We start from the raw sequence: 22,456 nt of genomic DNA, 5'->3' as shown, positions 1-22,456 counted from the left end.
GTTCGGACTCAGTGCGTACGGGTGACTTTGCTCAGGTGTCGCGGCTGATCCGGGTCCATGCCACGGGCCACGGCCAGACCGGCCGCCATCACGTAGAAACTCTGGATCGCCAGGATCGGATCGAGGGCCGGGTGCTCGGCACGGCTCAGGGTCAGGTCGCGTTCGCTGACGTCATCCGGCGCAGCCAGCAGCACGCGGGCACCGCGCTGACGCATCTCGGCTGCCAGGCTCAGCAGGCCGGCCTGTTCGGCACCGCGCGGGGCGAACACCAGCAATGGGTAGTGTTCGTCGATCAGGGCCATCGGGCCGTGGCGGACTTCTGCGCTGCTGAAGGCTTCGGCCTGGATCGCCGAGGTTTCCTTGAATTTCAGCGCGGCTTCCTGGGCAATGGCGAAACCCGCGCCACGGCCGATCACCATCAACCGCTCGCAATCGCGCAGGGCGTCGATGGCCGGGTTCCAGTCCTGCTGCGCGGCTTCGCGCAGGCCCTCGGGCAGGGCGTTGTGCGCTTCCAGCAATTCGCTGTCTTCTTTCCAGTGGGCGATCAGACGGGCACTGGCGCTGAGGGTGGCGATGAAACTCTTGGTCGCGGCGACGCTGCTTTCGGTGCCGGCCAGCAACGGCAGGCTGAATTCACAGGCAGCTTCCAGGGGCGAATCGGCGGCGTTGACCATCGACACGCTCAAGGCGCCACGCTTGCGCAGCAGACGCAGGCTGTTGACCAGATCCGGGCTCTGCCCCGATTGGGAAAATGCGAACGCAACCTGACCGCTGACCTTCAACGGCGCCTGTTGCATGGTCACCACCGACATCGGCAACGATGCCACCGGTACGCCAAGTTGCTGCATGGTCAGGTAAGCGAAGTAGCTCGCCGCATGGTCGGAGCTGCCACGGGCAACGGTCATCGCCACTTGCGGCGGCTGACGGCGCAGGCGCCCGGCGATCTCGATCATTTGCGGGTCGAGCTGCTGCAGTTGGGCTTGCACAGCCTCGAACGAGGACAGCGCCTCCTCAAGCATTTTTGAAGTCAATGTCTTCTCCTTCGACCATGACGGCGGTCAGTGTGAGTGAGCGATCCAGCCGCACGCAGTCGGCCCAGGCGCCAGGTGCAAGGCGCCCGCGTTCGGTGATGCCGAGGTAGTCGGCGGGGAATTGCGAAAGACGTTGCGAGGCTTCGGCGATCGGCAGACCGATCTTCACCAGGTTGCGCAGGGCCTGATCCATGGTCAGAGTGCTGCCGGCCAGGGTGCCGTCCGGCAGGCGCACGCCGCCCAGGCATTTGGTGACGGTGTGGCTGCCAAGCTTGTACTCGCCATCGGGCATGCCGGCGGCGGCGGTCGAGTCGGTCACACAATACAGGCACGGAATCGAGCGCAGGGCCACGCGGATCGCGCCGGGGTGCACGTGTAGCAAGTCCGGAATCAGCTCGGCGAATTTGGCGTGGGCCAGCGCCGCGCCGACGATGCCCGGCTCGCGGTGATGCAGCGGGCTCATGGCGTTGTACAAGTGCGTGAAGCTGGTGGCGCCGGCCTCAAGGGCGGCGACGCCTTCCTCGTAACTGCCGAGGGTGTGGCCGATCTGCATGCGGATGCCACGGCTGCTCAACTCACGAATCAAGCCGTCATGGCCGGCGATTTCCGGGGCGATGGTGATCACCCGAATCGGCGCCAGTGCCAGATAGTCTTCGACTTCGGCCATCAACGCGGTGTGGGCGAAGTTCGGTTGGGCGCCCAGTTTGCCGGGATTGATGTACGGGCCTTCGAGGTGAACGCCGAGGACCCGGGCGGCGCCTTTCGGACGCTGCTCGCAGAACTCGCCGACCTCCTTGAGCACGCTGGCAATCTCGGCACTCGGCGCGGTCATGGTGGTGGCCAGCAGCGAGGTGGTGCCGAAGCGCACGTGGGTTCGGGTGATGGTCTCGAAAGCGCTGGCGCCTTCCATGATGTCCTTGCCGCCACCGCCGTGGACGTGCAGGTCGATGAAACCTGGCAGCAGATACGGCAGGTCATTGGTCGCCGGATCGCAAGGCGCGCCTTCGATCGACACGACTCTGCCGTGTTCGTGGATCAGCCGGCCGCGAATCCAGCCGGCAGCGGTGAGGATATTGTCTTCAGACATTTCGCTTCTCTCGTTTGGCCTGGCTGCTGATCAGCGGCGAAGCTCTGCAACAAAGTCGTAGTAGTCGTTGCGGCAATAGGTGTCGGTGACTTCGATCGGCGTGTTGTCTTCCAGGTAGCCGACCCGGGTCATCAGCAGCATCGCGGTGCCGGGGGCGATGCCGACGAGTGCGGCGAACTCGTCCGAGGCGTTGATCGCCTGGATGTGCTGCAAGGCGCGCACGATCGGTTTGCCAATGCTGTCGAGGTGTTCGTAGAGGGAATCGCCCACCACCTGTGGCTTGGGCATGATCGAGGCGGGCAGGGTGCTCATCTCGATGGCCATCACGGTGTCGTCGGCTTTGCGCAGGCGTTTCATGCGCGCGACCTTGTCGTTCGGTGACAGGCCGAGGCGGATCAGTTCTTCGTGGGTCGGCAGGGTGATTTCCCGCTCGAGCCATTGCGAACTGGGCACGAAGCCCTTGAGGCGCAGCATCTCGCTGAAACCCGACAGGCGCGACAGCGGTTGTTCAAGGCGCGGGGTGATGAAGGTGCCGGAACCTTGCAGGCGGCGGATCAAACCTTGATCGAGCAGAACTTCCAGCGCCTTGCGGGCGGTGACCCGGGAAATCCCCAGCATTTCGCTGAGATTGCGCTCCGACGGCATCGCCTGTTCGGCTTTCCACTGGCCGGCATGGATCGCCGCTTCCAGATTGCGCGCCAGTTGCAGGTACAGCGGCGTCGGCTGGGAGTCGTCAGGACGCAGGGCGTGGAGATCGTTCATTCAAGGCACTTCCGGAGCTGATATTGGTTTGTTGTCGCTCGCTATTTCGGCGAAAACTAATACCACTTGCATACCATGTCAACGCAGTGGGAAGGCCTGTAGTCCTTTGGAATCGGGTGTTTCAGGAGCTGTGGTTTCAAGTGGTATTAGCGCTGAGCGCTGGAAAGCAAAAGATCGCAGTCTGCGGCAGTTCTGGCGGGTGAAAGTGGTATCACCGTTCAGACGTTGCCGCAGGCTGCGATCTTTTTGATTTATTTTTTGCGGGCGACCAATGGTCGGGGGAAAGGGCCGCTTTTCGGCCCCTCGGGAGCGTGATCCCTGGGTGACAGAATCAGGGGCGGATTTCGATCATCGTGCCGTCCGGCACCAGGTTCCAGACTTCGCGCATGTCGACGTTGCGCATGGCGATGCAGCCATCGGTCCAGTCCAGAGTGTGGAACAGTTGTTCCGGGTTGTCCTCGGAGTCCGGCGTGCCGTGGATCATGATCATGCCGCCAGGCTCGACGCCTTCGCGGCGGGCGCGGGCGGAGTCGCTGATGTTCGGGTAGGAGATGTGCATCGACAGGTTGAATTTGTCGCTGGTCTTGCGCCAGTCGATCCAATAGAAACCTTCCGGTGTGCGCTTGTCGCCCTCAATCAGCTTCGGGCCTTTTTTCGCGCCTTTGCCCAAGGAGATGCGATAGCTCTTGAGTGGCTTGCCGTCGGCGATCAACTGCAGTTGATGGGCCGATTTGAGCACCAGTACTTTTTCGATGAGCGGGGTGTTCGAAGGCGTCACGGTGGTCACGAATGACGCTTGGGAGACGGTGACGAACGACAGGCAGAACAGGGCAAGCAACCAGCGCATTGAAACGATTCCCCAGAAATGAAGCAGATACTTTATTTATAGATAGTGTGCAGGCGCTGTCGCGGGCTGCGTTAGCCGGTTATCGGCCGGCCGCCGTCGAAATCAAGTGATGGCCGGTTGAGCGAGCGGCGGGATCGATTCGGATCGAACCGGATAGACCTCGACGCGCCGGTCAGCGAAGAAGCATTCCAGAGTACGGCCCACCGTGCGGAAAGCCAGTTCGTCCCAGGGAATGTCTTCCTCGTCGAACAGTTGTACTTCCAGGCTTTCGGGGCCGGCGGCGAAGTCCAGATCCGCCAGCTCGGCGCGGAAAAACACATGCACCTGACTGATATGTGGCACGTCGATCAGGGTGTAGATGCTCAGGTTGCGCACCCGGGCGCAGGCTTCCTCGGCGGTTTCGCGGATGGCGGCCTGTTCGATGGTCTCGCCGTTCTCCATGAACCCGGCGGGCAGCGTCCAGTAACCGAGGCGTGGCTCGATGGCGCGGCGACACAGCAGGACTTTGCTGCCCCAGGTCGGCACGCAACCGGCCACGATATTGGGGTTCTGGTAGTGAATCGTCTGACAGCTGTCGCAGACGAATCGCAGCCGCGAGTCGCCTTCGGGAATGCGCTGGGTCACCGGGTTGCCGCACTGGCTGCAAAATTTCATGCTGGGGTTCCTGAATGCTGCGCCTATCTTGGCGTGCAGCGGTGTCAGTCGGCAAGTTGTCGTTTCGCGACATGACGCCTGTTCGGGGCTTGGGCGGTCGCAATGATTGGTGCATGATGCAGGGTAAGGCACCGATCGAGAACACTTATGCTGGACGAGCTACTGCACCGGGTAAGCAATCACACGCCGCGCACGCTGGAGACCGACACGCGTTTCCCCGAGGCCGCTGTCCTGGTGCCGATTACTCGCAGTGACGAACCCGAACTTGTCCTCACCCTGCGCGCCAGCGGGCTATCGACCCACGGCGGCGAAGTCGCCTTCCCCGGTGGGCGACGGGATCCGGAAGACCCGGACTTGGTGTTTACCGCCCTGCGTGAAGCCGAAGAGGAAATCGGCCTGCCGCCGGGACTGGTCGAAGTGATCGGTCCGCTCAGTCCGCTGATTTCCCTGCATGGCATCAAGGTCACGCCGTATGTCGGGGTGATTCCCGATTTTGTCGAATACCAGGCCAATGATGCCGAGATCGCTGCGGTGTTCAGTGTGCCGTTGGAATTCTTCCGCAAGGATCCGCGCGAACACACCCATCGCATCGACTATCAGGGTCGCAGTTGGTACGTGCCGAGCTATCGCTACGGCGAATACAAGATCTGGGGTCTGACGGCGATCATGATCGTCGAGTTGATCAACCTGCTCTATGACGCCAAAATCAGCCTGCATCAGCCGCCCAAAAGCTTTATCAATACCTGAAGCCATCGCTCGAATGGCCAGCCATCGTGAGCCCTGAGGAAAACAAGATGAAATACCGCCTGGGCGACGCCCGTGTCGAAACCCATCCACAGAGCTGGGTCGCCCCCAATGCCGTGCTCGTGGGCAAGGTCAAACTGGAAGAGGGCGCCAACGTCTGGTTTAACGCCGTGTTGCGCGGCGACAACGAACTGATCCTGATCGGCAAGAACAGCAACGTCCAGGACGGCACCGTGATGCACACCGACATGGGCTATCCGCTGACCATCGGCACCGGCGTGACCATCGGCCACAACGCCATGCTCCACGGCTGCACGGTCGGCGACTATAGCCTGATCGGCATCAACGCCGTCATCCTCAACGGCGCGAAGATCGGCAAGAACTGCATCATCGGCGCCAATTCGCTGATCGGCGAAGGCAAGGAAATCCCGGACGGTTCGCTGGTGATGGGCTCGCCGGGCAAGGTGGTGCGCGAACTCACCGAGCAGCAGAAGAAAATGCTCGAAGCCAGTGCCGCGCACTATGTGCATAACTCCCAGCGCTATGCGCGCGATCTGGTCGAGCAGGAAGAATGACAACCCCGGAAAGACCCGTCGCCTCGCCGTGCGTGAGCATTTGTGCGCTGGACGAAGACGATATTTGCACCGGTTGCCAGCGCACGGTCGAGGAAATTACTCGCTGGAGCCGGATGACCAACGACGAGCGGCGCGTGGTGCTCGGCCTGTGTCATGAGCGGGCGAAGGCCAGTGGTCTGGTCTGGATGATCGGGAAAACGCCAGGGCGATAACCGATTTGATTGGCGTCATCGAAGGGCTGAAGTAACCTGTGCGCCAAATTGACAGGTCACGCCCATGATTTTCCTCATCGCTTACATCAGCAGCGTCGTGCTGATCAACTTCGCCTTCTCCACCGCGCCGCACCTGGACATCATCTGGTCGGCCTGGGGCGGGTTGGTGTTCGTGCTGCGCGACATGGTGCAGATCCGTTTCGGCCACGGCGCTATTGCAGCGATGCTGGCGGCGCTGGTGCTGTCCTATGTCACGTCCGATCCGTCGATTGCGCTGGCCAGCGCCACGGCATTCGCGGTCTCGGAGTGCATCGACTGGCTGGTGTTCACCATCACCAAGCGCCCGTTGCGCGACCGCTTGTGGATCAGCTCGGCGCTGAGCATTCCCCTCGATACCTTCATCTTCTTCGGCATGATCGACCTGCTGACGCCGCCGGTGCTCATCACCGCGCTGGCCTCGAAGTTCGCCGGTGTGACTGCGGTCTGGCTGATCATGGCCTGGCGCGAACGCAAACAGGCTGTCGCCGGCTGAAGCCAAACCCTCAGGTTCATGTAAAATGCCGCGCTTTCTCCCCATGGAAAGCGCGTCTGGCGTTGCTTTCCTCGATGATCCGCTTCTTTGAGGACCTGAGATGACCCGTATCGGAACTCCATTGTCGCCGACCGCGACCCGCGTATTGCTGTGTGGCTGTGGTGAGTTGGGCAAGGAAGTGGTGATCGAGCTGCAACGCCTGGGCGTTGAAGTGATCGCCGTTGACCGTTACGCCAATGCGCCGGCCATGCAGGTTGCCCATCGCAGCCACGTGATCAACATGCTCGACGGCGCCGCCCTGCGTGCAGTGATCGAAGCCGAGAAGCCGCACTTCATCGTGCCGGAAATCGAAGCCATCGCCACCGCCACTCTGGTGGAACTGGAAGCTGAAGGCTTCACCGTGATCCCGACCGCTCGCGCCGCGCAGCTGACCATGAACCGCGAAGGCATCCGTCGCCTGGCCGCCGAAGAGCTGGACCTGCCGACTTCGCCGTACCACTTCGCCGACACCTTCGAGGACTACAGCAAGGCCGTTCAGGACCTGGGCTTCCCGTGCGTCGTGAAACCGGTGATGAGTTCGTCGGGCAAGGGTCAGAGCCTGCTGCGCAGCGCCGATGACGTGCAGAAAGCCTGGGACTACGCACAAGAGGGCGGTCGCGCCGGCAAAGGCCGCGTGATCATCGAAGGCTTTATCGATTTCGACTACGAAATCACTCTGCTGACTGTACGTCATGTTGGCGGCACGACTTTCTGTGCGCCGGTCGGCCACCGTCAGGAGAAGGGCGATTATCAGGAATCCTGGCAGCCACAGGCCATGAGTCCGGTGGCGCTGGCTGAATCCGAGCGCGTTGCCAAAGCCGTGACCGAAGCGTTGGGCGGCCGTGGCTTGTTCGGTGTCGAGCTGTTCATCAAAGGCGATCAGGTGTGGTTCAGCGAAGTGTCGCCGCGTCCGCACGACACCGGTCTGGTGACCCTGATTTCCCAGGACCTGTCGCAGTTCGCCCTGCACGCCCGGGCAATCCTCGGTCTGCCGGTGCCACTGATCCGTCAGTTCGGTCCATCGGCCTCGGCGGTGATTCTGGTGGAAGGCCAGTCGACCCAGACCGCATTCGCCAACCTCGGCGCTGCACTGAGCGAACCGGATACCGCGCTGCGTCTGTTCGGCAAGCCTGAAGTCAATGGTCAGCGTCGCATGGGTGTTGCACTGGCCCGTGACGAGTCGATCGAGGCCGCTCGCGCCAAGGCGACCCGTGCTTCCCAGGCTGTCGTTGTAGAGCTGTAATCTCGCAACCTGATCGCTCCCGCATCGAGCGGGAGCGATCAGGGCACTTACGACACCTGATTCAAATCGTTATTGCGCGTTTCCTTCAGGCACAGCACAGCGATCAGGCTGAGCACCGCCGCCGCCGACACATACCCGCCGACGTAACTCAAACCACCCATCGCCACCAGTTTCTGCGCAAAGAACGGCGCCGCCGAGGCTCCGACAATGCCGCCGAGGTTGTAGGCCGCCGATGCACCGGTATACCGGACATGCGTCGGAAACAGTTCCGGCAGCAGCGCACCCATCGGGGCGAATGTCACGCCCATCAGAAACAGCTCGATGCACAGGAATAGCGCCACGCCCCAGGTCGATCCCTGAGTCAGCAGCGGCTCCATCAGAAATCCGGAAAGAATCGCCAGCACACCGCCGACGATCAGCACCGGCTTGCGCCCGTAACGGTCACTTGCCCACGCCGACAAAGGAGTGGCAGCCGCCATGAACAGCACCGCGAAGCACAGGAGGCCGAGGAAGGTCTCGCGGCTATATCCCAATGTGGATACGCCGTAGCTCAGGGAGAACACGGTCGAGATGTAAAACAGCGCATAGCACACCACCATGGCGGCGGCACCCAGCAACGTCGGTGCCCAGTACTGACTGAACAGCTCGACCAGCGGCACTTTCACTCGCTCCTGACGGGCAATGGCATTGGCGAACACCGGGGTTTCGTGGAGCTTGAGGCGCACGTACAAGCCGACCATCACCAGCGCCGCACTGAGCAGAAACGGAATCCGCCAGCCCCAGCTACGGAATTGTTCATCATTGAGCGTCATGGCCAGCGTCAGGAACAGACCATTGGCAGCCAGAAAACCAATCGAAGGGCCGAGTTGCGGGAACATGCCGAACCACGCCCGTTTGCCTTTCGGGGCGTTTTCGGTGGCCAGCAGCGCTGCGCCGCCCCATTCGCCACCCAATCCCAGGCCCTGGCCGAAGCGCAGCACGCATAGCAGGATCGGCGCCCAGGCCCCGATGCTGTCGTAACCCGGCAGCACGCCGATCAGCGTGGTGCAGACACCCATCAGCAGCAGCGAAGCGACCAAAGTCGATTTGCGCCCGATCCGGTCACCAAAGTGGCCGAACAGCGCCGAACCCAATGGTCGGGCGAGGAAGGCGATGCCGAAGGTCAGAAATGCCGAGAGCATCTGCGCGGTGCCGGAGGTCTGCGGGAAGAACACCGGCCCGATGACCAGCGCAGCGGCGGTGGCGTAGACGTAGAAATCGTAGAACTCGATGGCCGTGCCGATGAAACTCGCCGTGGCCACGCGGGTGGCGGAGTTGGTCGGTTGGGCAGGCGTGGTGTCGCTGTAAGCGGTACTGGTCGTCATGCGGTGATCCCTGACAGTCATGAGCTCCGTTGGAGCGAATTATTATGGTCGAACACCCAGGGATGTGGGATGAGGCGCGATCGCTGCTTCAGGTAGGAACAGTCGTCGGTGTGATGCGGATATTGCCGATGAACCGGCCGGAATTTGTCGGGTGCGGGGTAAGCACGCGGTTCGGCGGGGCTTGGGTAAGCACCGCGATTATAGGAAGGTGGCTAACGATTGAACAAGGGGGCTGGCTAGCGGGCCGTGGCCAGCGCCGGGGCCGAAGTGGTGTGCCAGATCAGGACCTTGCTCACCCGGTTCTCCTCGGTTTCGAGAATCTCCAGGCGGTAGCGCCCGATCTTCAGGCAGACCGCGCTTTCCGGGATGGTTTCCAGCGCCTCGGTCACCAGACCATTGAGGGTCCGGGGGCCGTCGCTGGGAAGGTGCCAGCCCAAGCATTTGTTCAGCTCGCGGATCGACGCCGCGCCATCGATGACCATGCGGCCATCGGCCTGCGGGTGGATATGTGGGTTGTCGAGGCTGTGCTCGCTTTCGAATTCGCCGACGATCTCTTCGAGAATGTCTTCCAGGGTGACGATGCCGAGCACTTCGCCGTATTCATCCACCACCATGCCCAGACGCCGCTGCTGCTTGTGGAAGTTCAGCAGTTGCAGTTGCAGCGGGGTGCTTTCAGGGACGAAATACGGCTCGTAACTGGCCGCCAGCAACGCTTCGCGGGTCAGACTGCCATTTTCCAGCAGGTGACGGATCTGCCGGGTGTTGAGCACCGCCTCGACCTGATTGATATCGCTGTGGAAGACCGGCAGGCGAGTGCGCCGGTTCTTGCGCAATTGCTCGATGATTTCTTCGATCGGATCGTCTAGGTTGATGCCGTCGACATCGCTGCGCGGCACCAGAATGTCGTTGACCGTGATGTTGTCCAGCGCATGGATGCCTGAAACCGGGTGCGGACGCACCGGATGATCCGGATCGTCATGACGCTCCGCCGGCACATCGTCTTCGCTCTGTTGCACCACCTGGGCCTTGCGGATGAACGGGCGCATCAGCAAATCACTGATGCGGCTGAGCAGCCAGGCAAGCGGGTAAACCACTTTCAGCGGTACTGCCAGCAGCGTATTGCCGAACGCCAGCACCGCATCCGGATATCGCTGGGCGAGGGTGCGCGGGAAATAATCGGCAAAAACCAGCAGCAGGGCGCCGGCACCGAGGCAAGCCGCCCAGGGGCCGTTTTCTTCACAGAGAAAGATTGCCAGCAGGGTGGCCAGGATGACGGCCAGGGCGCGGCACAGGGTATTGCAGAGGATCAGACTGTCGAGCGGGAAGCTGAGCTTGGCCAGGGGCTTGTCGCTGGCGCGGGAGGCGGTGCGTTGCGCGAGCAGGTGCTGTTGCGCCGCTTCGACGGCGGTAAACAGCCCCGACCAGAGAATCAGCAGGACAAATACCGCGAGCATCGGCCCTATGGGCAAACCGTCCATTTATGCCGCCCGTCAGATGTGCAGGATGTATTCACGAACCAGTTTGCTGCCGAAATACGCGAGCATCAGAAGGCAGAAACCGGCGAGGGTCCAGCGGATTGCCTTGTGCCCGCGCCAGCCGAGCCGGTTACGGCCCCACAGCAGGACGCTGAACACGATCCAGGCCAGGCAGGCCAGCAGGGTTTTATGCACCAGGTGCTGGGCAAACAGGTTCTCGACGAACAGCCAGCCGGAAATCAGCGACAGCGACAGCAAAGTCCAGCCGGCCCAGAGGAAACCGAACAACAGGCTTTCCATGGTTTGCAGGGGCGGGAAGTTCTTGATCAGCCCGGACGGGTGCTTGTGCTTGAGCTGATGATCCTGCACCAACAGCAACAAGGCCTGGAACACCGCGATGGTGAACATGCCGTAGGCGAGGATCGACAGCAGGATGTGCGCGAGGATGCCCGGTTCTTCATCGATGACCTGCACCGTGCCGGTCGGCGCAAATTGCGCCAGCAGTACGGTGATCGCGCCGAGCGGGAACAGAAGCACCAGCAGGTTTTCCACCGGGATCCGCGAGCAGGCCAGCAGGGTCAGGGCGATGACGGCCGCAGCAATCAGGCTCGAGGCGCTGAAGAAGTCCAGGCCCAGGCCGATCGGCGTCAATAAATGGGTGAGCAGGCTGGCACTGTGGGCCAGCACGGCGAGGACGCCGAGCCAGACCAGCAGGCGCTTGTTGGCCTTGGCGCCAGTGGCCAGGCGAGTGCCCTGATAGAGGGTCGCAGCGGCATAGAGAAGAGCGGCGGCGAGGGTGGTCAGCAAACTCGGTGACAAGGGGAGCATAAATCCTGTTAGGCAAGCCCGAAAGGGGCTGAGTTTGGCATAGAACCGCCATTGCACGAAAGACCGACAAGCTGACAGCGAGGTGTCCGCCAGACGCAGTCTTCGCTATAATCCGCGACCTGCCCACGCCGCAGGCTCGCCGAGCACATGTTGATTCCGGTCTGGGCCGCCATTATCCCGGTCTACACAGGGCCTGAAAGGATCGCGCAATGTTTGAAAACTTAACCGACCGTCTCTCGCAGACGCTGCGCCATGTCACCGGCAAGGCGAAGCTGACCGAGGACAATATCAAAGACACCCTGCGCGAAGTGCGCATGGCGTTGCTCGAAGCCGACGTCGCCCTGCCGGTGGTCAAGGACTTCGTCAATTCGGTCAAGGAACGCGCTGTCGGCACCGAGGTGTCGCGCAGCCTGACGCCGGGCCAGGCGTTCGTGAAGATCGTCCAGGCCGAACTCGAAAGCCTGATGGGCGCGGCCAACGAAGACTTGAACCTGAGCGCCGTGCCGCCTGCCGTCATTCTGATGGCCGGTCTGCAGGGCGCTGGTAAAACCACCACCGCCGGCAAACTGGCGCGCTTCCTTAAAGAGCGCAAGAAGAAGTCGGTCATGGTCGTGTCGGCGGACATCTACCGTCCTGCTGCTATTAAACAGCTGGAAACCCTGGCCAACGACATCGGCGTGACGTTTTTCCCGTCCGACCTGAGCCAGAAACCGGTCGACATCGCCAACGCGGCTATTAAAGAAGCAAAACTGAAATTCATCGACGTGGTCATCGTCGACACCGCCGGTCGTCTGCACATCGATGAAGAGATGATGGGCGAGATCAAGGCGCTGCACGCCGCGATCAACCCGGTCGAAACCCTGTTCGTGGTCGACGCCATGACCGGTCAGGACGCGGCCAACACGGCCAAGGCCTTCGGTGATGCGCTGCCACTGACCGGTGTGATCCTGACCAAGGTCGACGGTGATGCCCGTGGCGGTGCTGCGCTGTCCGTCCGCGCGATCACCGGCAAGCCGATCAAGTTCATCGGTATGGGCGAGAAGAGCGAAGCGCTTGATCCGTTCCACCCTGAGCGTATCGCTTCGCGGATCCTCGGCATGGGCGACGTGCTCAGCCTGATCGAACAGGCTGAAGCGACCCTCGACAAGGACAAGGCCGATAAACTGGCCAAGAAGCTGAAGAAGGGCAAGGGTTTCGACCTCGAAGACTTCCGCGATCAGCTGCAACAGATGAAGAACATGGGCGGCCTCGGCGGGCTCATGGACAAGCTGCCGAACATCGGCGGTGTCAATCTCTCGCAAATGGGCAATGCCCAGAACGCCGCGGAGAAGCAGTTCAAACAGATGGAAGCCATCATCAACTCCATGACCCCGGCCGAGCGCCGCGACCCTGAGCTGATCAGCGGTTCGCGCAAGCGCCGGATCGCCATGGGTTCCGGCACCCAGGTGCAGGACATCGGTCGCTTGATCAAGCAGCACAAGCAGATGCAGAAGATGATGAAGAAATTCTCCGCCAAGGGCGGAATGGCGAAAATGATGCGCGGCATGGGCGGTATGTTGCCCGGCGGCGGCATGCCAAAAATGTAAAGAATCCGCGCCGGTCGTCGTACCGGCGCAGACCCCGCAAGGAGGCGGGATCAACAGCAAACCCGCACTCGGCGGGAGCTGACCGGCCGTTTTGAACGACGGCCCCATATGCAAATCTGCACGGCATGCCACAGGCGCCGGAAAAAGTCATTTGCAAAAGTCCGGATATTCCTTAGAATATGCGGCCTTTCGGGCACCCATGCCCGCTGTGCATTTAGATTTGCAGCACCGACTACAGGAACGATGTTCACATGCTAACAATCCGTCTTGCCCTTGGCGGCTCCAAAAAGCGCCCGTTTTACCACCTGACCGTAACCGACTCCCGCAACCCGCGTGACGGTTCCCACAAAGAACAGGTTGGTTTCTTCAACCCTGTTGCACGTGGTCAGGAAGTTCGTCTGTCCGTGAACCAAGAGCGCGTTGCCTACTGGCTGAGCGTTGGTGCACAGCCTTCTGAGCGTGTTGCTCAGTTGCTGAAGGAATCTGCCAAGGCTGCAGCCTGAGCAGTATGAGCGCGACGCCAGAAAAAGCTGATGACCTGATCGTTGTCGGCAAGATTTTTTCGGTTCACGGCGTTCGCGGCGAGGTGAAGGTCTTTTCCTTTACCGATCCGATTGAAAACCTGTTGAACTACCGCAACTGGACGCTTCGGCGCGAAGGCGTGGTAAAGCAGGTCGAGCTGGTCAGCGGCCGATCCACTCAAAAGGATCTGGTTGCCAAGCTCAAAGGCCTCGACGATCGCGATGAAGCGCGTCTTCTGAGCGGTTACGAGATTTGCATCTCGCGAAGCCTTTTGCCCAACCTGACTGGCGACGAGTACTACTGGTACCAGTTGCAGGGTCTGAGTGTCATCAACCAGAACGAAGAATTCTTCGGCAAGGTTGATCACCTGTTGGAGACCGGCGCGAACGATGTATTGGTGGTCAAGCCCTGCGTCGGCAGCCTGGATGATCGCGAGCGGTTGTTGCCCTATACGGAGCAATGCGTGCTGGCAATCGACCTGGAAGCAGGCGTGATGAGGGTGGAATGGGACGCGGACTTCTAAGCAATGGCCAGCCTGCGCGTAGACGTCATTACGCTGTTCCCCGAGATGTTCTCGGCCATCAGTGAGTACGGCATTACCAGTCGTGCGGTCAAACAGGGGCTCTTGCAGCTGACCTGTTGGAATCCGCGGGATTACACGACGGATCGGCATCACACTGTGGACGATCGCCCGTTTGGCGGTGGTCCGGGCATGGTGATGAAGATCAAGCCCCTGGAAGATGCTCTGGTTCAGGCCAAGGCAGCAGCCGGGGAGGCGGCGAAGGTGATTTACCTGTCCCCCCAAGGCCGTCAACTGACTCAGTCGGCGGTACGCGAACTGGCGAAATCGGATGCATTGATCCTGATTGCCGGTCGCTATGAAGGCATTGACGAGCGTTTTATTGATGCTCATGTCGATGAAGAGTGGTCGATTGGTGACTATGTGTTGTCTGGCGGTGAGCTGCCGGCCATGGTCATGATCGATGCGGTTACACGACTGCTGCCCGGAGCTTTAGGGCATGCGGATTCCGCTGAGGAAGATTCCTTTACGGATGGTCTGCTGGATTGCCCGCACTACACCCGACCTGAGGTGTATGCGGATCAGCGTGTTCCCGACGTGTTGCTGAGTGGCAATCACGCGCATATCCGGCGTTGGCGTTTACAGCAGTCCCTTGGTAGGACCTATGAACGACGCGCCGATCTTCTGGAAAGCCGCTCGCTTTCTGGAGAAGAGAAGAAGCTGCTCGAGGAATACATCCGCGAGCGGGACGATAGTTAACAACGTATCGATGGTAGATCAGACGATTTACCTTAGGAGCACAGCATGACCAACAAAATCATCCTTGCACTCGAAGCAGAGCAGATGACCAAAGAAATCCCTACCTTTGCCCCGGGCGACACCATCGTCGTTCAGGTGAAAGTGAAGGAAGGCGATCGTTCCCGTCTGCAAGCGTTCGAAGGCGTTGTAATCGCCAAGCGTAACCGCGGCGTGAACAGTGCGTTCACCGTTCGTAAAATCTCCAACGGTGTTGGCGTAGAACGTACTTTCCAGACCTACTCCCCGCAGATCGACAGCATGGCTGTTAAACGTCGCGGTGACGTACGTAAAGCCAAGCTGTACTACCTGCGCGACCTGTCGGGTAAAGCAGCTCGCATCAAGGAAAAACTGGCTTAAGTCCAGCTTCCGATGCAGAAAAAAGCAGCCTACGGGCTGCTTTTTTGTTGCCCGCAATTTATCCACAGCATTCCGTTTCAGGCCTGACCCATGACCCCTCGCGAGCAAGAAATCGAACGTCGCGCCGAACTCTCGGTGACCCGTGTGACCAAGGCGGTTTTCCCGCCGACCACCAACCACCACAACACCCTGTTCGGCGGCACTGCGCTGGCCTGGATGGACGAAGTGTCGTTCATCACCGCCACGCGCTTCTGCCGTTTGCCGCTGGTGACCGTGTCCACCGATCGCATCGACTTCAATCACGCGATCCCGGCAGGTTCCATCGTCGAGCTGGTCGGGCGGGTGATCAAGGTCGGCAACACCAGCCTCAAGGTCGAGGTGGAAGTGTTCGTGGAAAGCATGAGCTGCGACGGCCGTGAGAAAGCCATTCACGGGCAGTTCAGCTTTGTTGCCATCGATGATGACAAGCGTCCGGTGCCAGTGCTGCCGGGTTTCGCGGCCTGATCCAGCACCGAGCCGCGGCATTCGCGGGCAAGCCCGCTCCCACAGATTTTGTGTTGTCCGCTGATGTTGTGTTCGACACGGACACTGTGGGAGCGGGCTTGCCCGCGATTTGTTCTATCAGGCGCTGACACTCTCCGGCTGAATCAGCGCCAGCAACGTCCACCCCGGCCCCGGCTTCAGCACTGTTTCCGGCGACACGACATGCACCCAGCCGCTGTCATCGCGCATGAACAGCAGGGTCGCGCGATTACCATGCAGCGCCCGGTAATCGTCCCAGCCAAACCCGTCCGTCAGCGTCGTGCTGTACAGGTCGGCGCCCTGGCCCAGTTGGCTGGCGAGTCGGGCGTAAGTCAGCGCCTCGCTCCCCAGTTGATTGCCGCGATGTTCGAGGCTGGCACGGTGCTTGTCGCTGCGCCGGCTTTCCTGACCACTGGCCAGCCCGAACAGGCGTTGATGGCCAAAGTCATGACGAAAGCGCATGGCCGCCAGCGTATTGAGTTCGCCCGACGGTGACAGCGCCAGCAAATGCCCCAGGCCGACCAGGTCCAGATGCGCATCGGCGTGCTGCGAAGCCGGATTGCCGAAGTAGGTCGGCAAGCCATCCATGCGCGCCGCGCGGATATTTTCCCAACTTGAATCTGTCAGCAGCACCCGGCTGCCCAACTGTTGCAGTGACTTGCCGAGCAGGCGTGCAGGTCCGTTAGCTCCGACGATCAGGAAGCCGCTCGGCGCGGGCTCAGCAACTTTCAACAGACGCGCCAGTGGCCGGGCAGTCGCGCTTTGCAGCACGACGGTGCCGATGATCACGGCGAAAGTCAGTGGCACCAGCAACAGCGCGCCTTCATGGCCCGCTTCATCCAGGCGAATCGCAAAGATCGCCGAGACCGCCGCCGCGACGATCCCGCGCGGGGCAATCCAGCACAACAATGCACGCTCACGCCAACTCAGACTCGAACCGGCGGTACTCAGCACCACGTTCAACGGCCGGGCGATCAACTGGATTACCAGCAACAGAATCAGCACCAGCGGCCCGAGACCGATCAACGCGTTCAGATCCAGTCGCGCCGCCAGCAAAATGAACAGCCCGGAAATCAGCAGCACGCTGAGGTTTTCCTTGAAGTGCAGGATGTGCCGCACGTCCACGCCCTTCATGTTCGCCAGCCACATGCCCATCAGCGTCACCGCCAGCAGTCCGGATTCGTGCATGACCTGGTTGGCGGCGATGAATATCCCCAGCACCGCGGCGAGCGATGCCAGATTGTGCAGATACTCCGGCAGCCATTGGCGCCGGATGATCGTGCCGAGCAACCAGCCACCGGCGACGCCGAATGCGCTGCCGCAGACAATCACTCCGCCAAACGTCAGCAGGCTCTGTTCCAGCCCATGGCCTTCGGCGCGGGCGATGATGAAGCTGTAGACCACCACCGCGAGCAGCGCGCCGATCGGGTCGATCACAATCCCTTCCCAGCGCAGGATATTGGCGATCGAAGCCTTCGGCCGCACCACGCGCAGCATTGGCACGATCACGGTCGGGCCAGTAACCAGGGTCAGGCTGCCGAACAGGATGGCGAGCAGCCAGTCGAAGCCCAGCAGCCAGTGGGTCGCGACCGCAATCACTACCCAGGTCGAGAGCGCTCCGATTGTGACCAGCCGATGCACGACGCTGCCGATCTCGCGCCATTCCGACAAATGCAGGGTCAGGCTGCCTTCAAACAGAATCAGCGCCACCGCCAGCGACACCAGCGGCATCAGCAACGGGCCGAACATTTCCTGCGGGTCGAGCCAGCCCAGCACGGGGCCCGCCAGAATGCCGGTCAGCAGCAGAAACAGAATCGCCGGTAGTTTCAGGCGCCAGGCGAGCCATTGGCAGCCCAGTGCGGCGGCACCGATACCACCGAAAGCCAACAGAATTTGCTGCTCGTTCATTGAAGCTCCCTGTTCCTTGAAATAGCGGGCTATGAAAGACTAGCGGCCATTTCAACCGTTCACTCTTTATTTGCGCGCAGTGCCAAACCTGCGTGTCTTGAGCGCCCATGCCTGCCATCGACCACCCACTGATCGACCAGTTTCTCGACGCCCTCTGGCTGGAAAAAGGTCTCTCCGACAACACTCGGGACGCCTACCGCAGTGATCTCGCGCTGTTCAACGGCTGGTTGCAGGACAAAGGTCTCGAGCTGATCAATGCCGGTCGCGAGTTGATCCTCGATCACCTGGCCTGGCGTCTGGAACAGAACTACAAACCTCGCTCCACTGCGCGATTCCTCTCCGGTGTGCGTGGTTTTTATCGCTATCTGCTGCGGGAAAAACTGATTTCGGTTGATCCGACCTTGCGCGTTGATATGCCGCAACTCGGTCGGCCGCTGCCCAAATCCCTGTCGGAAGCCGATGTTGAAGCGCTGCTCAAGGCGCCGGATCTGAGCGAAGCCATCGGCCAGCGCGACCGCGCCATGCTCGAAGTGCTGTACGCCTGCGGCCTGCGGGTGACCGAGCTGATCAGCCTGACCCTGGAACAGGTCAACCTGCGTCAGGGCGTGTTGCGGGTGATGGGCAAGGGCAGCAAGGAGCGGCTGGTGCCGATGGGCGAGGAAGCGATTGTCTGGGTCGAGCGCTACCTGCGCGACGGTCGCGGCGAATTGTTGGGCGGGCGCCCCAGCGATGTGCTGTTCCCCAGTCAGCGCGGCGAACAGATGACTCGGCAGACCTTCTGGCACCGCATCAAGCATCAGGCCAAAGTCGCCGGGATCGGCAAGTCGCTGTCGCCACACACCTTGCGTCACGCGTTTGCCACACACCTGCTCAACCATGGCGCCGACTTGCGGGTGGTGCAGATGCTGTTGGGCCACAGCGATCTGTCGACCACGCAGATCTACACTCACGTCGCCCGGGCGCGTTTGCAGGATCTGCATGCCAAACATCACCCGCGCGGCTGAGCGCCATTTGTCTTGCGACAGGCGCATTCGGCCACGGGAGCCTTATGTGGTAGGCTTTGCCGGTTTGCACGATGGGCGGTTATGACCCGGTGTTCCGGCACGGGCGTTCTGATCGTTCCATTTGTCCGCCTTCAGGAGTTCTCATGCGTCTGACCCAGATTTTCGCCGCCGCAGCCATTGCGTTGGTCAGCACCTTTGCCGTCGCCGATGACGCGGCCGACAAAGCGATTCGCCAAAGCCTGGAAAACCTCCAGCTCGATGTGCCGGTGGACACCATCACCGCCAGTCCGCTGCCGGGCCTGTACGAAGTCAAGCTCAAGGGCAGCCGCGTGCTTTACGCCAGCGCCGACGGCCAGTACATCGTTCAGGGCTACATGTTCCAGCTCAAGGACGGCAAACCGGTCAACCTGACCGAGAAGACCGAGCGCCTGGGCATTTCCAAACTGATCAATGCGATCCCGGTGGCCGAGACCGTGGTTTACCCGGCCGTGGGCGAAACCAAGTCGCACATCACCGTTTTCACAGACACCACCTGCCCGTACTGCCACAAGCTGCACGCCGAAGTGCCCGAGCTGAACAAGCGCGGCATCGAAGTGCGTTACGTGGCGTTCCCGCGCCAGGGCTTGGGCTCGCCGGGTGACGAACAGCTGCAAGCCGTGTGGTGCTCGAAAGACAAGAAAGCCGCCATGGACAAAATGGTCGATGGCAAGGAAATCAAGGCCGCCAAGTGCGAGAACCCGGTTTCCAAGCAGTTCGCCCTCGGTCAGTCGATCGGCGTGAACGGCACGCCGGCCATCGTTTTGGCCGACGGACAAGTCATTCCGGGCTACCAGCCTGCGCCACAAGTCGCCAAACTGGCGCTGGGCGCGAAGTAATTCGCATCGTCACGCTCAGGCGTTGACGAGCGTGGTCCGGCGGCAGGATTGCCGGGCCATCAACAGAGAGCCGCGAACCTGCGGTTGTTTTCACGGCCGGCCTCGTGTCGGCCGTTTTATGGGGAGTTCACAGTGAAACCGGTCAAAGTAGGCATCTGTGGGTTAGGGACCGTCGGTGGCGGAACCTTCAACGTACTTCAGCGCAACGCCGAGGAAATTGCTCGTCGTGCCGGGCGTGGAATCGAAGTGGCACAAATTGCCATGCGCACGCCAAAGCCTCAGTTCCAGACGACCGGTATTGCGATTACCAACGATGTCTTCGAAGTGGCCACGAACCCTGAGATCGACATCGTCATAGAGCTGATGGGCGGCTACACCGTTGCCCGCGAGCTGGTACTCAAGGCCATCGAGAATGGCAAGCATGTGGTCACCGCGAACAAGGCTCTGATTGCCGTTCACGGTAATGAAATTTTCGCCAAGGCACGCGAGAAAGGCGTGATCGTGGCATTCGAAGCGGCGGTAGCCGGCGGCATTCCGGTGATCAAGGCGATCCGTGAAGGCCTGTCCGCCAACCGTATCAACTGGGTCGCCGGGATCATCAATGGCACCGGCAACTTCATCCTCACCGAAATGCGCGAGAAGGGTCGCACCTTCGAAGACGTGCTGGCCGAAGCGCAAGCCTTGGGCTACGCCGAAGCCGATCCGACGTTCGACGTCGAAGGCATCGACGCCGCGCACAAGCTGACGATCCTGGCATCGATCGCATTCGGTATTCCGCTGCAATTCGACAAGGCTTACACCGAAGGCATCACCAGGCTGACCACCGCCGACGTGAACTACGCCGAAGCGCTGGGCTACCGCATCAAGCACCTGGGCGTGGCACGCAGCACCGCCGCCGGTATCGAGCTGCGCGTACACCCGACGCTGATCCCGGCCGATCGTCTGATCGCCAACGTCAACGGCGTGATGAACGCGGTGATGGTCAACGGTGACGCTGCCGGTTCGACCCTGTTCTACGGCGCCGGCGCCGGCATGGAGCCGACTGCTTCGTCGGTGATCGCGGATCTGGTGGACGTGGTTCGCGCCATGACCTCCGACCCGGAAAACCGCGTGCCGCACCTGGCCTTCCAGCCGGACTCGCTGTCGGCCCATCCGATCCTGCCGATCGAAGCCTGCGAAAGCGCCTACTACCTGCGCATCCAGGCCAAGGACCATCCGGGCGTACTCGCTCAGGTGGCGAGCATCCTCTCGGAGCGCGGCATCAACATCGAGTCGATCATGCAGAAGGAAGTCGAGGAACACGACGGCCTGGTGCCGATGATCCTGCTGACCCACCGCGTGCTGGAGCAGCACATCAACGACGCGATCGCCGCCCTCGAAGCGCTGGCGGGCGTGGTCGGTCCGGTTGTGCGGATCCGCGTCGAGCACTTGAACTAAGCCGATCTCCTTCACCGGTTCCGTCAGCGGGGCCGGTGTCGTGAACACTGTCCATTTGGAGTCAGTCATGCGTTACATCAGTACCCGCGGCCAGGCACCGGCCCTGAATTTCGAAGACGTCCTGCTGGCCGGTCTCGCCACCGACGGCGGTCTGTACGTCCCGGAAAACCTGCCACGTTTCACCCAGGAAGAAATCGCCTCCTGGGCCGGCCTGCCGTACCACGAGCTGGCTTTCCGCGTCATGCGCCCGTTCGTCACCGGCAGCATTCCGGACGCCGATTTCAAAAAAATTCTTGAAGAAACCTACGGTGTGTTCGCCCACAACGCCGTGGCGCCGCTGCGTCAGCTGAACGGCAACGAATGGGTGCTGGAGCTGTTCCACGGCCCGACCCTGGCGTTCAAGGATTTCGCCCTGCAACTGCTCGGTCGTTTGCTCGACTACGTGCTGGAAAAGCGCGGCGAGCGCGTGGTCATCGTCGGCGCCACCTCCGGTGACACCGGTTCGGCCGCCATCGAGGGCTGCAAGCACTGCGAAAACGTCGACATCTTCATCCTGCACCCGCACAACCGTGTGTCCGAAGTTCAGCGTCGGCAGATGACCACCATCCTCGGTGAGAACATCCACAACATCGCCATCGAAGGCAACTTCGATGACTGCCAGGAAATGGTCAAGGCGAGCTTCGCCGACCAGAGCTTCCTCAAGGGCACCCGTCTGGTGGCAGTGAACTCGATCAACTGGGCGCGGATCATGGCCCAGATCGTTTACTACTTCCACGCAGCCCTGCAACTGGGCGGCCCGGCGCGCTCGGTGTCGTTCTCGGTGCCGACCGGCAACTTCGGCGACATCTTCGCCGGTTACCTGGCGCGCAATATGGGCCTGCCGATCAACCAGTTGATCGTCGCCACCAACCGTAACGACATCCTGCACCGCTTCATGAGCGGCAACCAGTACGTCAAGGAAACCCTGCACGCCACGCTGTCGCCGTCGATGGACATCATGGTCTCGTCGAACTTCGAACGGCTGCTGTTCGACCTGCACGGTCGCAACGGCGCGGCGATTGCCGGGCTGATGGATTCATTCAAACAGGGCGGCGGTTTCAGCGTCGAACAGGAACGCTGGACCGAAGCCCGCAAGCTCTTCGATTCGCTGGCCGTGGACGATGCGCAAACCTGCGAAACCATCGCCGAAGTCTACGAGCAGACCGGTGAAGTGCTGGATCCGCACACCGCCATCGGTGTGAAAGCCGCTCGCGAATGCCGCCGCAGTCTGGACATCCCGATGGTGATTCTGGGCACGGCGCATCCGGTCAAGTTCCCGGACGCGGTGGAGAAAGCCGGTGTAGGAAAAGCTCTCGAACTACCTGCACATCTTTCTGATTTGTTTGAGAGAGAAGAGCGCTGCACTGTGCTGGCGAACGAGCTCAAAGCCGTGCAAGCCTTTGTCAGTCAGCATGGCAACCGCGGCAAGCCTCTTTAAGCCCGTAAAGCTGTCACATTTTGAAGCCCGTCTCCTGACGGGCTTTCTTGTTTTTGC

General features: G+C 61.2%; 24 protein-coding genes. 15 read left to right on the top strand and 9 right to left on the bottom strand.

Annotated features, from left to right (window positions below):
- Window positions 1-8 precede the first annotated feature (8 nt).
- The 5 genes from AC1Q9F_RS08150 to AC1Q9F_RS08130 form a co-directional block, all read right to left on the bottom strand.
- Window positions 9-1,031 (bottom strand): SIS domain-containing protein, encoded by a 1,023-nt coding sequence (locus AC1Q9F_RS08150; RefSeq protein ID WP_492619594.1) that lies wholly within the window; start codon window positions 1,029-1,031, stop codon window positions 9-11.
- On the bottom strand, window positions 1,012-2,118 hold the full coding sequence (gene nagA, locus AC1Q9F_RS08145) for an N-acetylglucosamine-6-phosphate deacetylase (protein WP_492619595.1): 1,107 nt from the start codon (window positions 2,116-2,118) through the stop codon (window positions 1,012-1,014). Before nagA ends, AC1Q9F_RS08150 begins: the two co-directional genes overlap by 20 nt.
- A 30-nt stretch (window positions 2,119-2,148) precedes the next feature.
- A complete protein-coding gene (locus tag AC1Q9F_RS08140; protein WP_007954613.1) occupies window positions 2,149-2,880 on the bottom strand; it encodes a GntR family transcriptional regulator in 732 nt (243 codons plus the stop codon).
- Between the two features lie 331 nt (window positions 2,881-3,211).
- Window positions 3,212-3,727: a L,D-transpeptidase family protein gene (locus AC1Q9F_RS08135; RefSeq protein WP_007954614.1), complete on the bottom strand. Its 516-nt coding sequence runs from the start codon at window positions 3,725-3,727 to the stop codon at window positions 3,212-3,214.
- A gap of 102 nt (window positions 3,728-3,829) precedes the next feature.
- A complete protein-coding gene (locus AC1Q9F_RS08130; protein ID WP_207985126.1) occupies window positions 3,830-4,381 on the bottom strand; it encodes an NUDIX hydrolase in 552 nt (183 codons plus the stop codon).
- A 147-nt stretch (window positions 4,382-4,528) separates the two neighbouring features.
- Here AC1Q9F_RS08130 and AC1Q9F_RS08125 point away from each other — a divergent pair, with 147 nt between their 5' ends.
- The 5 genes from AC1Q9F_RS08125 (at window position 4,529) to purT (ending at window position 7,726) form a co-directional block, all read left to right on the top strand.
- Window positions 4,529-5,128 carry a CoA pyrophosphatase gene (locus tag AC1Q9F_RS08125; RefSeq protein ID WP_064382420.1) on the top strand — a complete coding sequence of 200 codons (600 nt, stop codon included), beginning with the start codon at window positions 4,529-4,531 and terminating at the stop codon, window positions 5,126-5,128.
- Window positions 5,129-5,175: 47 nt separating this feature from the next.
- A complete protein-coding gene (locus AC1Q9F_RS08120; protein WP_007944857.1) occupies window positions 5,176-5,700 on the top strand; it encodes a gamma carbonic anhydrase family protein in 525 nt (174 codons plus the stop codon).
- Complete coding sequence (locus tag AC1Q9F_RS08115) at window positions 5,697-5,912, top strand: DUF1289 domain-containing protein (RefSeq protein WP_064382419.1); 216 nt, start codon at window positions 5,697-5,699, stop codon at window positions 5,910-5,912. Before AC1Q9F_RS08120 ends, AC1Q9F_RS08115 begins: the two co-directional genes overlap by 4 nt.
- A 64-nt stretch (window positions 5,913-5,976) precedes the next feature.
- Window positions 5,977-6,444: a preQ0 transporter gene (locus AC1Q9F_RS08110; protein WP_207985128.1), complete on the top strand. Its 468-nt coding sequence runs from the start codon at window positions 5,977-5,979 to the stop codon at window positions 6,442-6,444.
- 100 nt (window positions 6,445-6,544) lie between these two features.
- Entirely contained in the window at window positions 6,545-7,726 is a 1,182-nt protein-coding gene (gene purT / locus AC1Q9F_RS08105) for a formate-dependent phosphoribosylglycinamide formyltransferase (RefSeq protein WP_039769540.1), read from the top strand.
- 47 nt (window positions 7,727-7,773) lie between these two features.
- Here purT and AC1Q9F_RS08100 read toward each other — a convergent pair whose 3' ends face one another.
- From AC1Q9F_RS08100 to AC1Q9F_RS08090, 3 genes are all read right to left on the bottom strand, one after another.
- Window positions 7,774-9,090: an MFS transporter gene (locus tag AC1Q9F_RS08100; protein WP_127797013.1), complete on the bottom strand. Its 1,317-nt coding sequence runs from the start codon at window positions 9,088-9,090 to the stop codon at window positions 7,774-7,776.
- Between the two features lie 236 nt (window positions 9,091-9,326).
- Entirely contained in the window at window positions 9,327-10,568 is a 1,242-nt protein-coding gene (locus AC1Q9F_RS08095) for a transporter associated domain-containing protein (protein ID WP_492619596.1), read from the bottom strand.
- A 12-nt stretch (window positions 10,569-10,580) separates the two neighbouring features.
- A complete protein-coding gene (locus AC1Q9F_RS08090) occupies window positions 10,581-11,393 on the bottom strand; it encodes a cytochrome C assembly family protein (protein ID WP_492619597.1) in 813 nt (270 codons plus the stop codon).
- Between the two features lie 209 nt (window positions 11,394-11,602).
- Between AC1Q9F_RS08090 and ffh the strand changes: the two genes are divergently transcribed.
- The 6 genes from ffh to AC1Q9F_RS08060 all read left to right on the top strand — a co-directional run bounded on the left by ffh (window position 11,603) and on the right by AC1Q9F_RS08060 (window position 15,680).
- The gene (ffh, locus tag AC1Q9F_RS08085) at window positions 11,603-12,979 is read left to right on the top strand and encodes a signal recognition particle protein (RefSeq protein WP_007954627.1); all 1,377 of its coding nucleotides are present in this window, start codon (window positions 11,603-11,605) and stop codon (window positions 12,977-12,979) included.
- A gap of 251 nt (window positions 12,980-13,230) precedes the next feature.
- Window positions 13,231-13,482, top strand: coding sequence for a 30S ribosomal protein S16 (gene rpsP / locus AC1Q9F_RS08080; RefSeq protein WP_003198088.1), 252 nt, complete (start codon window positions 13,231-13,233; stop codon window positions 13,480-13,482).
- A 5-nt stretch (window positions 13,483-13,487) separates the two neighbouring features.
- Entirely contained in the window at window positions 13,488-14,024 is a 537-nt protein-coding gene (gene rimM / locus AC1Q9F_RS08075) for a ribosome maturation factor RimM (protein WP_007954628.1), read from the top strand.
- A gap of 3 nt (window positions 14,025-14,027) precedes the next feature.
- Window positions 14,028-14,780 (top strand): tRNA (guanosine(37)-N1)-methyltransferase TrmD, encoded by a 753-nt coding sequence (trmD, locus tag AC1Q9F_RS08070; protein ID WP_007954629.1) that lies wholly within the window; start codon window positions 14,028-14,030, stop codon window positions 14,778-14,780.
- Between the two features lie 45 nt (window positions 14,781-14,825).
- On the top strand, window positions 14,826-15,176 hold the full coding sequence (rplS, locus tag AC1Q9F_RS08065) for a 50S ribosomal protein L19 (protein WP_003175895.1): 351 nt from the start codon (window positions 14,826-14,828) through the stop codon (window positions 15,174-15,176).
- A gap of 90 nt (window positions 15,177-15,266) precedes the next feature.
- The gene (locus AC1Q9F_RS08060) at window positions 15,267-15,680 is read left to right on the top strand and encodes an acyl-CoA thioesterase (protein ID WP_492619598.1); all 414 of its coding nucleotides are present in this window, start codon (window positions 15,267-15,269) and stop codon (window positions 15,678-15,680) included.
- 117 nt (window positions 15,681-15,797) lie between these two features.
- Here the strand turns inward: AC1Q9F_RS08060 and AC1Q9F_RS08055 are convergent, their stop codons facing one another.
- Complete coding sequence (locus AC1Q9F_RS08055; RefSeq protein ID WP_492619599.1) at window positions 15,798-17,606, bottom strand: cation:proton antiporter; 1,809 nt, start codon at window positions 17,604-17,606, stop codon at window positions 15,798-15,800.
- Between the two features lie 107 nt (window positions 17,607-17,713).
- Here AC1Q9F_RS08055 and xerD point away from each other — a divergent pair, with 107 nt between their 5' ends.
- The 4 genes from xerD (at window position 17,714) to thrC (ending at window position 22,399) form a co-directional block, all read left to right on the top strand.
- The gene (xerD, locus tag AC1Q9F_RS08050) at window positions 17,714-18,610 is read left to right on the top strand and encodes a site-specific tyrosine recombinase XerD (protein WP_085609146.1); all 897 of its coding nucleotides are present in this window, start codon (window positions 17,714-17,716) and stop codon (window positions 18,608-18,610) included.
- Window positions 18,611-18,753: 143 nt separating this feature from the next.
- On the top strand, window positions 18,754-19,485 hold the full coding sequence (gene dsbC, locus AC1Q9F_RS08045) for a bifunctional protein-disulfide isomerase/oxidoreductase DsbC (RefSeq protein ID WP_007954633.1): 732 nt from the start codon (window positions 18,754-18,756) through the stop codon (window positions 19,483-19,485).
- A 132-nt stretch (window positions 19,486-19,617) separates the two neighbouring features.
- Window positions 19,618-20,922 (top strand): homoserine dehydrogenase, encoded by a 1,305-nt coding sequence (locus AC1Q9F_RS08040; protein ID WP_492619600.1) that lies wholly within the window; start codon window positions 19,618-19,620, stop codon window positions 20,920-20,922.
- Between the two features lie 67 nt (window positions 20,923-20,989).
- On the top strand, window positions 20,990-22,399 hold the full coding sequence (thrC, locus tag AC1Q9F_RS08035) for a threonine synthase (RefSeq protein ID WP_007954636.1): 1,410 nt from the start codon (window positions 20,990-20,992) through the stop codon (window positions 22,397-22,399).
- Window positions 22,400-22,456 lie beyond the last annotated feature (57 nt).

The organism is Pseudomonas sp. GW823-FHT04A03 (assembly GCF_058796615.1).
This window is presented reverse-complemented; position numbering and strand designations above follow the sequence as displayed.

What these genes read in the sequence shown, in the direction of transcription:
- nagA (WP_492619595.1), bottom strand. Translation starts at nt 2,118, where the DNA reads ATGTCTGAAGACAATATCCTCACCGCTGCCGGCTGGATTCGCGGCCGG.
- AC1Q9F_RS08140 (WP_007954613.1), bottom strand. Translation starts at nt 2,880, where the DNA reads ATGAACGATCTCCACGCCCTGCGTCCTGACGACTCCCAGCCGACGCCG.
- AC1Q9F_RS08135 (WP_007954614.1), bottom strand. Translation starts at nt 3,727, where the DNA reads ATGCGCTGGTTGCTTGCCCTGTTCTGCCTGTCGTTCGTCACCGTCTCC.
- AC1Q9F_RS08130 (WP_207985126.1), bottom strand. Translation starts at nt 4,381, where the DNA reads ATGAAATTTTGCAGCCAGTGCGGCAACCCGGTGACCCAGCGCATTCCC.
- AC1Q9F_RS08125 (WP_064382420.1), top strand. Translation starts at nt 4,529, where the DNA reads ATGCTGGACGAGCTACTGCACCGGGTAAGCAATCACACGCCGCGCACG.
- AC1Q9F_RS08120 (WP_007944857.1), top strand. Translation starts at nt 5,176, where the DNA reads ATGAAATACCGCCTGGGCGACGCCCGTGTCGAAACCCATCCACAGAGC.
- AC1Q9F_RS08115 (WP_064382419.1), top strand. Translation starts at nt 5,697, where the DNA reads ATGACAACCCCGGAAAGACCCGTCGCCTCGCCGTGCGTGAGCATTTGT.
- AC1Q9F_RS08110 (WP_207985128.1), top strand. Translation starts at nt 5,977, where the DNA reads ATGATTTTCCTCATCGCTTACATCAGCAGCGTCGTGCTGATCAACTTC.
- purT (WP_039769540.1), top strand. Translation starts at nt 6,545, where the DNA reads ATGACCCGTATCGGAACTCCATTGTCGCCGACCGCGACCCGCGTATTG.
- AC1Q9F_RS08100 (WP_127797013.1), bottom strand. Translation starts at nt 9,090, where the DNA reads ATGACGACCAGTACCGCTTACAGCGACACCACGCCTGCCCAACCGACC.
- AC1Q9F_RS08095 (WP_492619596.1), bottom strand. Translation starts at nt 10,568, where the DNA reads ATGGACGGTTTGCCCATAGGGCCGATGCTCGCGGTATTTGTCCTGCTG.
- AC1Q9F_RS08090 (WP_492619597.1), bottom strand. Translation starts at nt 11,393, where the DNA reads ATGCTCCCCTTGTCACCGAGTTTGCTGACCACCCTCGCCGCCGCTCTT.
- ffh (WP_007954627.1), top strand. Translation starts at nt 11,603, where the DNA reads ATGTTTGAAAACTTAACCGACCGTCTCTCGCAGACGCTGCGCCATGTC.
- rpsP (WP_003198088.1), top strand. Translation starts at nt 13,231, where the DNA reads ATGCTAACAATCCGTCTTGCCCTTGGCGGCTCCAAAAAGCGCCCGTTT.
- rimM (WP_007954628.1), top strand. Translation starts at nt 13,488, where the DNA reads ATGAGCGCGACGCCAGAAAAAGCTGATGACCTGATCGTTGTCGGCAAG.
- trmD (WP_007954629.1), top strand. Translation starts at nt 14,028, where the DNA reads ATGGCCAGCCTGCGCGTAGACGTCATTACGCTGTTCCCCGAGATGTTC.
- rplS (WP_003175895.1), top strand. Translation starts at nt 14,826, where the DNA reads ATGACCAACAAAATCATCCTTGCACTCGAAGCAGAGCAGATGACCAAA.
- AC1Q9F_RS08060 (WP_492619598.1), top strand. Translation starts at nt 15,267, where the DNA reads ATGACCCCTCGCGAGCAAGAAATCGAACGTCGCGCCGAACTCTCGGTG.
- AC1Q9F_RS08055 (WP_492619599.1), bottom strand. Translation starts at nt 17,606, where the DNA reads ATGAACGAGCAGCAAATTCTGTTGGCTTTCGGTGGTATCGGTGCCGCC.
- xerD (WP_085609146.1), top strand. Translation starts at nt 17,714, where the DNA reads ATGCCTGCCATCGACCACCCACTGATCGACCAGTTTCTCGACGCCCTC.
- dsbC (WP_007954633.1), top strand. Translation starts at nt 18,754, where the DNA reads ATGCGTCTGACCCAGATTTTCGCCGCCGCAGCCATTGCGTTGGTCAGC.
- thrC (WP_007954636.1), top strand. Translation starts at nt 20,990, where the DNA reads ATGCGTTACATCAGTACCCGCGGCCAGGCACCGGCCCTGAATTTCGAA.